The organism is Streptomyces sp. PH10-H1 (genome assembly GCF_030063355.1).
Taxonomy (GTDB): domain Bacteria; phylum Actinomycetota; class Actinomycetes; order Streptomycetales; family Streptomycetaceae; genus Actinacidiphila.
The window spans coordinates 1-13,039 of record NZ_JASISZ010000050.1 but is presented as its reverse complement, the minus strand read 5'-3'; the positions used below and the strand labels follow the sequence as shown (position 1 = coordinate 13,039).

Sequence of the window (13,039 nt, the reverse complement as noted above, 5' to 3'; positions counted from 1 at the left end):
ACCGCGTTCCTGTTCCCTGGGGGGATCACCATGTCTGCTCGCACCCTCTCCCGCCGTCCACACCTCGCCGCTTCCACCATCGCCGTCGCCGTTGTCGCCGGCGTCTGCGGCTCGATGCTCGTACCGGCCGCAGCCGCGTACGCCGATGCCCCCGCCCCGGCCATCAAGCCGCTGCACATCGAAATCGGCGCCCCGTCGCCGTCCGGCCCGCTCACCCGCGGCGGTGCCACGGAGGCGTACACCGTCACCGCGACGAACAACAACGACAAGGCCGTGGAGTTCAACGGGCTGGTGTTCGGCATCCCCGGGGGCCCGAGCGCGATCTCCGGATCCCAGGTGAACTTCCGGATCGACGCGCTCTCGGCGCCGCCCACCGCCTTCTCCCTGGGGGCGGAGGGCCCGTCGATGTTGGCCAGCTTCTACCCCCAGGGCAAGAAGGTCAGGACCTTCTCGGTCCCGGCCAGGAGCAGCTTCAGCTGGAAGATCACCGCCGGTCTGAAGAGCGGCTTCCCGGCGAACGACACGTCGCTCACCCTCACCTTCGACACCGGCACCTATGAGAACGACGGCACGGGTGCGATTCCCTCGGTCACCTTCCAGGCCGCTCCTGGAACCGCTCCCGGGACTGGAACCGGGCCCGGTGCCCCGAACGTCACGGAGAAGTTCGGCCCGGTGGCCAAGCTCTCCCCCGGCAAGCCGGTGGAGACCTGGCTGGAGATCGACAACGAGAGCAAGGGCGCCATCGGCGCGGGTCTGGATACCGAGCTGTCCGTCTACCCTTCCTCGGCCTCCGAGACCCGCTGGCCGGTCATCAACCTGGAGGTCCGCGAGAACGGCCACTGGGTGCAAGTGAAGCGTCGCGGCCTGCGGGACAACGAGTGGATGCTCCCGGCGATCACCTCCGGTATCCCCGCCGGGCAGAAGCACCGCTACGAGCTGCGCTACAGCGTCGCCTCGGCGAACGGTGTCACGCACGCCCAGGCGCTGCGGCAGCTGGCTGTGACCTATGTGAGCGGCGGTAGCGGGCGCCCGCTCCTCCAGGGCGAGGGGAAGCTCTCCTTCCTCCCCGCGGCCCCGGCCACCACGCCCACCGGCTCGCCGGTCCCGTCATCGTCCGCGACCACCAACGCACCCGCGCCGTCCGTATCGGCCACCACGAACGCGCCGACCACGACCAACGTGGAGGGCTCCCTCGCCCACACCGGTGCCGACGACAACACCGGCACCCTTGCCACTGGCGCGGGCGTCCTGATCGCCTTCGGCGCGGCCATGGCGTTCTTCGGCCTCCGCCGCCGTCGGAGCCACCAGCACTGAACGCTGTGGGTACTGCGGAGGTACTCCGTAGGTACGCAGGGATGGGGATGAGCGCCCCGGCCGGGTCACCCGGCCGGGGCGCTCACCGTATGTAGCGGACTCAACTCCCTCCGATAACAACCGACTTACGCTCACGTCACTGCGGGGTCACTCCCATCACCCTCCTTCACCCCTATACATACCGATACGCGTTATTGGTCCAAGGCCCAACTCCGGCATTCGGCTTGGAAAAGACCCCCAGCTCTATTAACGTTCGATAACGCAGCGCGGTCGTCACTGCCGCCGTAGAGGCGGCACCGTGCGCTTGCCGAATCCCGTCCGCGGGAACCGGGGACCCACTAATTGGGGTGAATCGGGCTGCGCGTCAGCCCGTAGGAGACCTTCCTGCTCCGAACCCGTCAGCTAACCCGGTAGGCGTTAAGGAAGGAAAGGAGAGCGCCACAAGTGGCGTCGAACCAGCCTGCCTGCGCCCCTGCCCCGCAGGCTCCAGAAGCCGGGGAATGGGACGAATGGAACCCCACCACGGAGTCGTCCGCCGATTCGGCCGCCGCCGACCGTGGCAAGCACCGGCTCCCCAAGCAGCGTTCCATAGCCCGTGGTTCGACCGTGTTGAGCGTCGCGGCAGTGGCCGCCATCGGGGGTGCGACCGGTATCGCGACGGCCGCCGACAAGTCCCCGGTGCCGATATCGCTGCCGGACCTCCCGAAGCTGTCCGAGATGCCGGGCATCGGTGACCTCATGGGCGCGGATGGCGCGTCGGGCAGATCCGGCGCATCGGCGCCGTCCGACTTCTCGCACCAGTCCTCGGGCATGACCACGAACTCCGTGGCCGCCGGTGCGGGTGAGGCCCTCCGCGCGCGGATCCTCGATCACGTGGCCCAGGTGCGCGACGCCGCGGACCGGGCGGCGCGCGACGCGGCCGCCGGGGAAGCCGCCGCGACGGGCGCCAAGGAGGCCGCCGCCCAGAAGGTGCGCGACGCCGCAGCGGCGGCGAAGGCCGAGGCCGCCGCCAAGAAGAAAGCCGCGGAGGACGCCACCGCGAAGGCCGCCGCGCAGGCCGAGGCCGAACGCCTCGCCAAGCTCGCGGCCTCGTACACCAAGCCGGTCGCCTCCTACAGCCTCACGGCGAGCTTCGGCCAGTCCAGCTCCCTGTGGGCCAACACCCACACCGGCCAGGACTTCGCGGCCCCCACCGGCACGCCGGTGTCCGCGATCCACAGCGGCACCATCACCTCGGCCGCCTGGGCGGGCTCCTACGGCTACCGCATCATCCTCACCCTCGATGACGGCACCGAGATCTGGTACTGCCACCTCTCCTCCATGGTGCAGACCTCGGGCAAGGTCACCACGGGCGAGACCATCGGCCGGGTCGGCGCCACCGGCAACGTCACGGGGCCGCATCTCCACATCGAGGTCCGCCCCGGCGGAGGCGGCCCGATCGACCCGATGCCGTGGCTGCGCGACCACGGCATAGACGTCTGACCCAGCCGACGAACAGACCAACCGCAAACCCCGACGGCCCTGGTGACTTCCCCCCGACACCAGGGCCGTCGGCATTCCTCCTGCGCCCCACGGTTACGACAGGTCGACGATGTCCTCGGCGTAGAGCGTCTCCAGCGGCCGGGGCCCGATGTACTGCTGGCAGTTGCAGGGCCGGGCCTCGTACGAGAGGGGCTTCTTGTCCCCGTCCCACGCGGTGGGTGTCTGCACCACCTCGTGGCACTTCCCCTGCTTGTCGTGCTTGGCCAGATGATGGGTACATCCGCAGATCGCCTCAGGCGGCCGGTTCGCCGCCTGCAGCGCCCGCTGCTTCTCGCCCTCCGCGGAGATCAGCTCGACCTTGCGCTCATGCCGGGTACGCATGGCGTTGCGGAACCGATTGCCCCACCAGCCACCCCCTGACGACCCACACGTACCAGCCCACGACCGGCCGCCCCCATCCTCCGCTTGCCCGCTCGCACCTCATACGGGGTGAGCTTGCATCGTAGTTGTCGTGGCGTAAGCCATCACCTGGAAGGCCGGCCCATTCGCCACCGGGCAAGGGAGATCGGATCTTCGTCGTCAGGCCCCCTCGGGAGCGTCCGAGGCCGTGGTGGGCTGGTTCGGCCGTGACACCACCGGGAGACTAGAGCGAGCCGACGACCTTGTGCGGGATGATGCGAACGACGACGCGCTCAGCGTCTTCCTTGGCGGCGGGGTTGAAGTCGGCGTAGTCCTTGCCCGTGTACTTCCGCGAGAGCTTGTTGATCAGCTCTTGGCCGCCCTCCGTGGTCAGCGTGGCGGTGCCACGGACCTCGGCGTAGGTGTACGGCGCGGTGGGCGGGTTGATCATGACGGTGATCCGCGGGTCACGGCGGAGGTTCATCTCCTTCCTGCGGCCCATGGTCGTGGAGACCAGCAGGTCGTCACCGTCGCGCGCGATCCATGTGACCGACAGCTGGGGGCTGCCATCGGGCTGGATGGTCGCCAGGGTGACAAAGACAGGGACGTCGTCAAGGAGTTTCTTCAGGTCGTCAGAGATTACGGCTGACACAGCCCATGGCCTTTCCTCGGATGATGGCCCGCGCGAAGCGGCACCGCATGTGCCGATTGCGGCATCATTCACTCTAGACTCGTAAAAGGGCATTTCGGGCTCATGACGCGGCGTCGCCGACCAGCCGCATTGCCGAGTCGCGGAGGGTCCCAACTCAAGGACTGACGCCACGGTATCGGCGGCGGGCCATCGGATGTGTCCCCACATCCAACCGGCCCACGGCCAACCGGCGCGAGCCCTCAACCCGGTGAATCAGCCCGGTCACCAGCACTAACCCGGCGCCCCAGCCAGGGTCGTCCTCGCCAGCGCAGTCCCCGCCAGGGCCGTACCCGCCAGGGCGGCCCGCACCCGGGCCCGTCCGTCCCGCGCGACGGACGCGGCCGGGCCCGACGGCGCACGACCCCGCCCCGCACACGGCCCGCACAGCCCGTCCGGGCCGCCCGTCCTGGCCGTATCGCCCGTGCCGTCCGTCCCGCACCCGTCCGGGCCGGCCGCGAGCGGCCGCCCGCAGTCCGCGCACTCGCGCCGGGGCTCGGTTGCTGCCGCCTCCGGATCCTGCTCCCGCACGATGACGTAGTACCCGTAGGCCTTCAGCTCGTCGAGGGCGTTGGCGACCTGGTCCCGCCCCGTCTTGCACAGCGCGGCCAGCTTCCGTACGTCGACCCGCTCGCCGTCGAACCGCGACAGCAGGTACCCGAGGACGCCGCGTGCGACGAAGGAGAGGCGATTGTCTTGAAGCGCCGCATTGGCAATGACGGTGTACGCGCGGGGGTGCGCGCTACGATGAATCTGCATCGGAGGTCTTGCTCCTGGTGTCGGACCCCGGGACGTTGCTGCGTCGCCGGGGTCAACTATGTGGTGATGTGATGTCACGCACTGTAGCGCCAACTCCCACCATGTGAACCCTCGTTCACCCCTACGAGTGATCAGCCGTTCCGGCGTAGACGGCGTACCCAGAGCGCCAACAGAGCAACAATGGAGCGCCAATGGAGCGACGCCCAGCGCGTCGAACGGACCCGGCACGGGCAGCGTCCATTGACATATCGGCGATCACCAACAGGCCCGCGCCACCGCCCCCAGGCGTTTTGCCCCGCCCCCAGGCTTCCGGGAACATGACCAACATGGCCTCGATGAAGCAGTTTGAGCCCGCCTCCGGGACACGTGATTTCCTCGCCGCCGAGTACGAGAGGCGCGAACGTGCCTTCGCGGTGATCCGCACAGTCTTCGCCCGCTACGGCTTCCAGCCGCTCCAGACTCCCGCTTTCGAGCGGCTGGACGTGCTCACCGGCAAGTACGGCGACGAGGGCGACAAGCTCATCTTCAAAATCCTTCGGCGCGGCGAACACGAAGCCACCGGCGAGGCCGACCTCGCTCTCCGCTACGACCTCACCGTCCCCCTGGCGCGCGCGGCAGCCGCCTACGGCAGCCAACTCCCGTCCCCGTACAAGCGCTACGCCATCGCCCCTGTGTGGCGTGCCGACCGGCCAGGCAAGGGACGCTTTCGTGAGTTCGTCCAGTGCGACCTGGACATCGTGGGTTCCTCCTCGCCGCTGGCCGACGCCGAAGTCGTTCTTGCCCTGCATGACGCGCTGGACGCGCTCGGCGTGCCGGAGTTCCGCTTCCTGGTGAACTCCAGGCACGTCCTATTCGGCCTGTTGGAGGCGTACGCCGTTCCGTCCGACCTCGGTTCCGGCGTACTGATCACGCTCGACAAGTTCGACAAGCTCTCACCGGACGCGGTCATGAGCGAACTGGTCTCCAACCGTGGGCTGTCAGCCGGCGTAGCAAAGGACCTGGTGGACGACCTGACCTCGGTGGACGCCGTCGAACGCGTCAGGTCGGCCCTCAAGTCCAGTGAGACCGGTCAGGCAGGCCTCGCGGAAATCGATCGGCTCTTGGAACTCACCATGGGCACGATTCCGGCCGAGCGCATCGGTTTCACGCCGAATCTCGTGCGAGGGCTCGACTACTACACCGGCATCATTTTCGAGGTGACAGCACCTGGGATGCCCGGATCAATCGCGTCCGGTGGCCGGTACGACAGCCTCATTGGCGGCCTCGGCGGCAAAGACTCCCCAGCGTGCGGCGGTTCGCTCGGCATCGAACGCATCTTGCCGCTGATCAGCCAGGGTGAAGCAGGCGGCTACTCGCAGATCGACGTAGCCGTCACGGTCATGGGCGAGGACTTGGCAACAGAAACCTTCCGGCTAGCGGCCGAAATCCGCCGCTCCGGGGTACGCACAGGTGTCTACCTCGGAGCGAGTGGGAAATTCGCCAAGCAAATGAAGTGGGCCAGCGACCAAGGGGCCCGCTTCTGCGTGATCTACGGCGTAGCAGAACGCGATTCCGCTACGGTCACTGTGCGGGACATGGACAGTGGTGAACAGGTCCAAGTCCCGTTCGATCAGGCTGCCGCAGAACTCGCGCGACGGTGCGAACCATCCAGTTGAGGGCGTCTCAGTCATCTGGACAGTCCTCTTATCGCTTGCTGGACCCGATGGCCCTCGCCTACACCAACCCGCCCTCGCGCACCGAGCGTATGAACGACGCCCAGGCGTCAGGCGAGAAGCGAAGCACCGGCCCGTCGGGATCCTTGGAGTCCCGCACGGCGGCGCCGCCGTGAAGGGGCGCGGCTTCCACACATTCGCCGCCCGACCCGTTGCTGTAGCTGCTCTTGCGCCACCCCGCCTCGGAGAACGGCTGCTGGGGGTTGGTGCTCATCAGGAGTACTCCTTCAATAGCTTCTTGATCAACGCAGCCGAGCGCGGCGGGCTGGATGCAATGGCCCTCAGATTGTCGAAGGCCTTCGTGTACTGACTGACGTCGTCCGGCGTCTCCAGGTAGATGGCGTCTGTCAGCCCATCCCGGTACACGACATCGGGGTCCTCCTGCTCCGGGAAGCCGAGAATCGTGAACGCTCCCGTGGCGGGATAGGTCCCCGCGTCGAATCCGATGACCTGCACCGTTACGTTGCCGAGCTGGCCTACTGCCAGCATACGTTCGAGCTGATTGCGCATCACCGTGCGATCGCCGACGATATGCCGCAAGGCGCTCTCATGAACGATCAACCACAGATCCGGAGCGTTCTCGCGGGTGAGTAGGGCCTGCCGTTCCATACGGACGGTCACCGCCCGCTCCAACTCCTCGCCGCTGAGTTGGTTCGTCGCACGATGCAACTCCGCCGTGTACTCCGGTGTCTGCAGCAGGCCGGGCACGAACTCGCACTGGTACTGGCGCAGGCTGGCGGCGTCCTGCTCAAGGCCTACGTACACCGAGAACCATGGCGGTACGGCATCGCCGTGGGCGTGCCACCAGCCCCGGACCTTCGAGTCCTTGGCCAGCCCCTTCAGAAACTCACGCAGTTCATCGGTGGTCGTGTAATACCGGCAGAGCGCGTCGATGTCTGACGGCTGGACCCGACCGTTCCCCGTCTCCAACCGGTTGACTTTGGAACCGCTCCAATCCAGCGCGCTCCCCACCTGGGCGCAGGTGAGTTTGTTGTCCTCGCGGAGCTTCTTGAGCTCGATCGCCAGGCGGCGACGGCGGGCAGTTGGCGAACCGGCCACTGGTACCTCCCTCTCGGGGCAGATCGCGATCAGTCTTCCGACGCCCGGAGCGCGGCGGCAACAAGCTTCCCGCAGATCCACACTCACGAGCACCGTTCACCCTTTCGCGGCCAATCCATCCGTGCACATTGCACAGCGGGATGTGTGCTGCCATCCTGCCAGAGCAGTCGCGGCGCGCTCCAACCCGGGCACGCATAGTGACAACAGGGAGGGCTGATTCCCATGCACATCTACCGAAACAATCACCAACGAACTTGCGTGCTCCCCTTCGGGGGCGACCCGGGCGAGATCGCCGGCCTCCGCCGCGTCGTCCGCCTCCAACTGAAGGTCTGGGGAAACGCCGAACTGGCCCACCCCGTCGCACTCGCCGTCACAGAACTGGCGGCGAACGCCGTCAACCACGTAGGCCACGGCGCCCCGGCCACCCTCGTCATGCACCTCGACGACGACACACTCCGCCTCGAACTCCACGACGGCAGCCCGCAGCCCCCGGCCGCGACCGAACCGTCACCCGACGACGAATGCGGTCGCGGCCTACTGATCCTCGCCGCGATCACCTCGGACTGGGGATCCCTGCGCACGACGGCGGGAAAGCTCGTGTGGTGCGAGTTCGCCCTCCCGAAGAGCGGCCAACGCCGCCGACTTCAACGCGCCTCCGTCGCCCTGGAGTCCTACGCCTGCGAATCCGGCATCCCGGTTCTGCTGACTCGAGGCACACCCGTCCTGGAGGAGGCCGCGACAGACCTGATCGCCGACCTCCTCTACTGGCTCACCGTCCAAGGCCTGGACCCCGACGACGTTCTGGACCGCGCGCAGATGCACTTCGAGGCGGAATCGGCGGAGGCGTAGCTGTGTTGATCAGCGACGCAAAGCTGGATGCACTCCTCTTGGAGTTTGACGCCGAGGGAGCGTACTGGGGCGACTCCCTGAATCTGGAGCACCTCCTTGTCGCCGCTCAGGCCTCTGGCCTGCTGTCTGGCCTGTCCATCGCCCAACTCCTTGACTCGGACAGCGACTGCTTCCTTGTCCTGGTCGACATCACGGGGCGAATCACTCTCTCCTCAGCGGCGATCCACTGGCGCGACCTACGTCCTGCGCCTGACGTCTCAGTTGCTGCCGCTGTCAGTCACATCCTGCACTCCCTCGCTGAGGTGGCCGCAGGGCTACGTGCCGACTTTCAAGAGGAGGCACGGCTCCGCTCCTCGCGGGAATTGCGATGACAACGGCGGCGTATGCGTCGAGTGGCTACTCCTATCTCGAGGCTGTCGGATCGCTTTCGGACACACCTGGATCATTTCTTGCCATGAACTAGGGATGAGGCGACGCCAGTTGATCGGTCGATGACTTGTTCGGCAGTATTCGGTCATGGCGAACAAGAGCGCGGTCTCATTTGGTGATATTCCGGGCGTTGCTGAAGGAATGGTATTTAGTGGACATTCGGAGATGAATAAGCTTGGCGTTCACCGCCAAAGCGGTCGCGGTATATCGGGAACGGAAGCTGAGGGTGTCGATTCGATTGTCCTGTCAGGCGGCTATGTAGATGACCGTGACGACGGTGACGTGATCCTCTACACCGGAAGAGACAAGCAAGACGATCGGAAACGCCTCGTAGAGGACATGCCGTTGGCCGGTTCGCCAAACGCCGGGTTCTTGGTCAATATGGCGAAGGGCTATCCAATCCGCGTGATCGAGGGATTCGAGGTAAAAGGTGGGTCGAAGAAGTACCGCTATCGCGGATTGTATAGGGCTGTTGATGGTTGGGACTCGATCGGTATCGACGGATGGCGCATTTGGCAGTTCAAACTTGTAAAGGGCGCGCGCCCCGCTCCGGTACCTGCTGACGAGGCGAAGTTGGGGCAGGGAGCCGGTGACGAAACACCCGTTGAACGTGCGCTCCGCCGGATAGTCGAGCAGAGCCGTCTGGTGCGCGACGCCAAGAACACTGCTGAGGTGAAGCGTCTCCACGACAACTTGTGTCAGATATGCCGTATAGAGGTGCGGGTGTCCCTGGCCGGTGGTCGCTATAGCGAGGGTGCTCATATACAGGCGCTGGGTGAGCCGCATAACGGGCCAGACAAGGTGTCGAACATGCTGTGCTTGTGCCCCAATTGCCATATCCGATTCGATCGGGGCGCCATCGTTCTGACAGATGACCTACAGATCATCGACCGTCTGAATGGGAATGTGCACAAGGGCGAGTTGTGGCAGGCTGACGGCCACGATATTCTGCCGCAGTTCGTCAGGGCTCATCGATCGCGCTGGGAACTTGAAGATTTTATTGTGTGACCGGCGCGATTGACATACGGTGCCCGTCACCCCACTGCGATCGCGGAGTAGGTCCAGACGTCCGCAGGCAGTTCGTGGCGGAGTTGCCAGTCGATGCCCATCGGCTTGCTGCCCTCGTGTGCGACGTACTCGGCAGGGCCGAGGAGTATCCATGGCTGCGGGCCGCCCGTGTCTGTCTTTTTGTAGCGGCGGACAAAGAGGAGTACATGACTGCCGTCGGCCGCATGGTTCTGGTACCGCTTGCCAGTTGGGGATGTTTCTGAGGTCTGGTTTTGGGACTCCCAGTGAAAGAGTGACTCGCTCTTCGCGAAGTCGTTGTAGCGCGTTTGTGGGGAGAAATCCTTCTCGTCCTTTTCGAGGGTGATGAAAAGTGCATCCGTCTGGATGCTTTCGCACCACTTCACGCCCTCGCGGAAGTTTGCCGGCATGAAGCCGCCGATCGCGGACTGGCCAAGGGCGGGGAGGATCTCTTCGCGGGAGTAGGACGCGTGGACGGTGAGTGGCAGGCCCTTGTGGTCGCCGAGGAGAGGGACCGGGACGTGCTCGGTGTGGTCCAAGTTGAAGGCGAGGACTTGGCGGAGTTCGCTGCGGAAGGCGGACTGACGACTCAGCGAGGTGAAGGCCGCCTGGTAGCTGGTGAAGCCGTTGCCCAAGGGCCAGATGGAGAAGAAGAACATGCGGGCGTAGGCCTGTCCCTGTTCGTCCAGCTGGTCGTAGGTGGGGGCCGAGTCTTCGAGGAGGCTGCTGTAGGCGGCGATTCGCAGCGGGTCATCGACGTGCAGGAATGCTGAGACACGTCTGAGGAGAGCGTCTTCGCCGTCTGGTGCGGGGGCGGTGAGGAGATTCGCCTTGCGGAGTAGCTCTGTCCAGGAGTGGTTGCTCCGGTAGAGCTCATTGATCCCACGGCCGCTGTCGTGGAGGTACTTGGCGAGCAGGGGCTCGGCGTAGGCGCCGATCTCGCGGGCGAGTTGGGTGATGTTGACGTTGAGCTGGTCCTTGATGTTGTTGACGATCAGACTCTTGGCCTTCTCCTCAAGGATGATTTGGCAGCCGGACGGGAGCTGGGGGAAATCGTGCTCGATGTTGTGGAGCAGTCGGTTTCGGGTGAGGTTGGTGAGGGCGCGGAACTGTTCCTCGAAGCGGAACTCCTTGCGGTGCTGACCGATGAAGTCCAGGACGGTGAGTACGGCCTTGCCTTCGCTGCGGCGAAGTCCACGGCCGAGCTGCTGCAAGAAGACCGTGGCGCTGGACGTTGGGCGCAGTAGTAGCAAGGTGTCGATGTCAGGGATGTCGAGACCTTCGTTGAAGAGGTCCACCGAGAAGATCACCTGCAAATTGCCCGCTTTGAGTTCATCCAGCGCGGTCTTGCGCTCGTCTTTGGGTGACTCGCCCGACAGGGCCTTGGCGTTGAGCCCGGCCCTGCGGAAGAAGTCGGCCATGAAGTGGGCGTGCGCCACGGAGACGCAGAACCCGAGCGCCTTCATCGAGCCCGGGTCGGTCACCTTGTCCTTCACGGCCTTGACGACGAGTCGGGCGCGGGCGTCGTTTCCGGTGAAGAGGTTGCTCAGCGCGTTGATCTCATAGGCGCCCTTGGACCAGGAGATTGCGCTCATGTCGGTGCTGTCGGTGATGCCGAAGTAGTGGAACGGGCTCAGCAAGTCGTACTCGAGTGCTTCCCAGAGACGCATCTCGGCAGCGATACGTCCGTCGAAGAACTCGTCTTGGACGTTACGACCGTCCATGCGCTCTGGAGTGGCCGTGAGCGCGAGAAGCTCCATCGGCTTGAAGTGTTCGAGGATCTTTCGGTAGGTCGCGGATACGCCGTGATGGAACTCGTCGATCACGATCACATCGAAGTGATCGGCGGAAAAGCTGTTCAGCGCACGGGCGTTGAGCGACTGAACACTGGCGAAAACATGCGTCCAGTTGTCCGGGATCTCCCCGCCGTAGAACAGTTCGCCGAAATTCGCGTCGACGAGAATCTCCTGGTAGCTGCGCAGAGACTGATCCAAGATCTCTTTGCGGTGGGCAACGAAGAGCAGGCGGAGGTCGCGGCCGTGTTTGAGGCGTAGGTGTTTGTAGTCGAGTGCGGCCATGACTGTCTTGCCAGTGCCGGTGGCTGCGACCAGGAGGTTGCGGTGTCGGTCGTGGACCGTGCGCTCTACCTCAAGGCGTTCGAGCATGTCCCGCTGGTGGGGGTAGGGCCGTACCTCCAGGCCAGACAGGCTGATCCTCCGCATGGCGGCGTTGCCCGTTCCGCCCGCTTGGAGGAGGGCTTCGTCCAAGCGCTTGGCGTCGTTGTCCGGGTCATACGACTCGAAGGCGGCCTCGCTCCAGTACGCGTCGAAGGTCGCCTCGAACTTGTTCAGTACGGCGGGGGTGGCGACCGACGAGAGGCGGACGTTCCACTCCAAGCCGTCCAGGAGCGCGGCCTTGGAGAGGTTCGAGCTGCCGACGTAGGCGGTGTCGTATCCACTGTTTCGGCGGAAGAGCCAGGCCTTGGCGTGAAGGCGCGTGGAACGCAGCTCGTAGTTGATTTTCACCTCGGCGTCGAACTCCCGGACGAGTCGATCCAGGGCGCGGCGTTCGGTGGCGCCGATGTAGGTGGTGGTGATGACACGAATCCGCACACCGCGCTCATGAACGGCCTTGAGGGAACTCTCCAGAACCCGAAGCCCATGCCACTTCACGAAAGCGCAGAGCAGATCGACGCGATCAGCGGTGGCCAGCTCGGCACGGAGTTCGAAGCCCAGGCTGGGATCCCCAGGTGAGTTGGTGAGGAGAGCCGTCTCGGACAGGGGAGTGGCGGGCCTGATCGCGTAGACGCCCGGAGCCTCCTGCTCGGCGATAGCAAGCAGCTGGCGAGGCCCATCGGCGATGAGCTCCACCCACTCTTTGGCGCCGTCGATGGTGGAGAGGGATTTGAGGATCTGGTTAGCGGCGACCACCTGCTCGGCGGGACTGAGCCCCTGGAGGACCCGCTGCACGGTGGCGGAGATGTAGCGCGAGAGAACATGCGGAGAGGAGTCCTTGCCGACCACGGCATCGATAGCGTGCCAGCCCACAGCGTCGAGCTCCTGGATGCGCTCCTGGAGTCGGTTCGTGATGAGCTTCTCGTAGAGGCCAGCCACCGGGCGGGCGTGATGCGTTGAGTCATTCACAGCGTTCCCCCTACGTCACAACGTCCTGGCCCAGTTCTAACAGCAGTTACTGAGAGTGCGGTTCGCGCCGTGATGCCCGATTCGCGATGAGGTCTGGGTGAGGTGCCCTGCTCGGTGGGGTGGGCTGGTGTTCAGGGGCGGGGCTGGGTGAACAAGCCGGGCTCGGGCTCGGTGAGGAT

12 protein-coding genes and 1 riboswitch are annotated in these 13,039 nt (G+C 65.3%); of the genes, 6 read left to right on the top strand and 6 right to left on the bottom strand.

Annotated features, from left to right (window positions below):
* Positions 1 to 30 precede the first annotated feature (30 nt).
* Complete coding sequence (locus QMK24_RS26495; protein ID WP_283469303.1) at positions 31 to 1,314, top strand: hypothetical protein; 1,284 nt, start codon at positions 31 to 33, stop codon at positions 1,312 to 1,314.
* Positions 1,315 to 1,609: 295 nt separating this feature from the next.
* Positions 1,610 to 1,746: riboswitch (cyclic di-AMP (ydaO/yuaA leader) on the top strand.
* A 12-nt stretch (positions 1,747 to 1,758) separates the two neighbouring features.
* On the top strand, positions 1,759 to 2,796 hold the full coding sequence (locus QMK24_RS26490) for a M23 family metallopeptidase (RefSeq protein ID WP_283469302.1): 1,038 nt from the start codon (positions 1,759 to 1,761) through the stop codon (positions 2,794 to 2,796).
* 93 nt (positions 2,797 to 2,889) lie between these two features.
* Here the strand turns inward: QMK24_RS26490 and QMK24_RS26485 are convergent, their stop codons facing one another.
* The 3 genes from QMK24_RS26485 to QMK24_RS26475 all read right to left on the bottom strand — a co-directional run bounded on the left by QMK24_RS26485 (position 2,890) and on the right by QMK24_RS26475 (position 4,642).
* Entirely contained in the window at positions 2,890 to 3,177 is a 288-nt protein-coding gene (locus QMK24_RS26485; protein ID WP_283469301.1) for a hypothetical protein, read from the bottom strand.
* 262 nt (positions 3,178 to 3,439) lie between these two features.
* On the bottom strand, positions 3,440 to 3,847 hold the full coding sequence (locus tag QMK24_RS26480) for a PPOX class F420-dependent oxidoreductase (RefSeq protein ID WP_283469300.1): 408 nt from the start codon (positions 3,845 to 3,847) through the stop codon (positions 3,440 to 3,442).
* 270 nt (positions 3,848 to 4,117) lie between these two features.
* The gene (locus tag QMK24_RS26475; RefSeq protein ID WP_283469299.1) at positions 4,118 to 4,642 is read right to left on the bottom strand and encodes a helix-turn-helix domain-containing protein; all 525 of its coding nucleotides are present in this window, start codon (positions 4,640 to 4,642) and stop codon (positions 4,118 to 4,120) included.
* Positions 4,643 to 4,968: 326 nt separating this feature from the next.
* Between QMK24_RS26475 and hisS the strand changes: the two genes are divergently transcribed.
* On the top strand, positions 4,969 to 6,297 hold the full coding sequence (gene hisS, locus QMK24_RS26470) for a histidine--tRNA ligase (protein WP_283469298.1): 1,329 nt from the start codon (positions 4,969 to 4,971) through the stop codon (positions 6,295 to 6,297).
* A 58-nt stretch (positions 6,298 to 6,355) separates the two neighbouring features.
* Here hisS and QMK24_RS26465 read toward each other — a convergent pair whose 3' ends face one another.
* A complete protein-coding gene (locus QMK24_RS26465) occupies positions 6,356 to 6,568 on the bottom strand; it encodes a DUF397 domain-containing protein (protein WP_283469297.1) in 213 nt (70 codons plus the stop codon).
* Complete coding sequence (locus tag QMK24_RS26460; RefSeq protein WP_283469296.1) at positions 6,568 to 7,413, bottom strand: helix-turn-helix domain-containing protein; 846 nt, start codon at positions 7,411 to 7,413, stop codon at positions 6,568 to 6,570. The genes QMK24_RS26465 and QMK24_RS26460 overlap by 1 nt, the downstream gene beginning before the upstream one ends.
* Positions 7,414 to 7,635: 222 nt before the next feature.
* Here QMK24_RS26460 and QMK24_RS26455 point away from each other — a divergent pair, with 222 nt between their 5' ends.
* From QMK24_RS26455 to QMK24_RS26445, 3 genes are all read left to right on the top strand, one after another.
* Positions 7,636 to 8,262 (top strand): ATP-binding protein, encoded by a 627-nt coding sequence (locus QMK24_RS26455; RefSeq protein WP_283469295.1) that lies wholly within the window; start codon positions 7,636 to 7,638, stop codon positions 8,260 to 8,262.
* Between the two features lie 2 nt (positions 8,263 to 8,264).
* Positions 8,265 to 8,633: a hypothetical protein gene (locus tag QMK24_RS26450; RefSeq protein ID WP_283469294.1), complete on the top strand. Its 369-nt coding sequence runs from the start codon at positions 8,265 to 8,267 to the stop codon at positions 8,631 to 8,633.
* A gap of 145 nt (positions 8,634 to 8,778) precedes the next feature.
* Positions 8,779 to 9,699 (top strand): YDG/SRA domain-containing protein, encoded by a 921-nt coding sequence (locus QMK24_RS26445; RefSeq protein WP_283469293.1) that lies wholly within the window; start codon positions 8,779 to 8,781, stop codon positions 9,697 to 9,699.
* Between the two features lie 26 nt (positions 9,700 to 9,725).
* On the opposite strand, the gene QMK24_RS26440 is transcribed toward QMK24_RS26445, so the two are convergent.
* The gene (locus tag QMK24_RS26440) at positions 9,726 to 12,860 is read right to left on the bottom strand and encodes a DEAD/DEAH box helicase (RefSeq protein ID WP_283469292.1); all 3,135 of its coding nucleotides are present in this window, start codon (positions 12,858 to 12,860) and stop codon (positions 9,726 to 9,728) included.
* Positions 12,861 to 13,039: the final 179 nt, after the last annotated feature.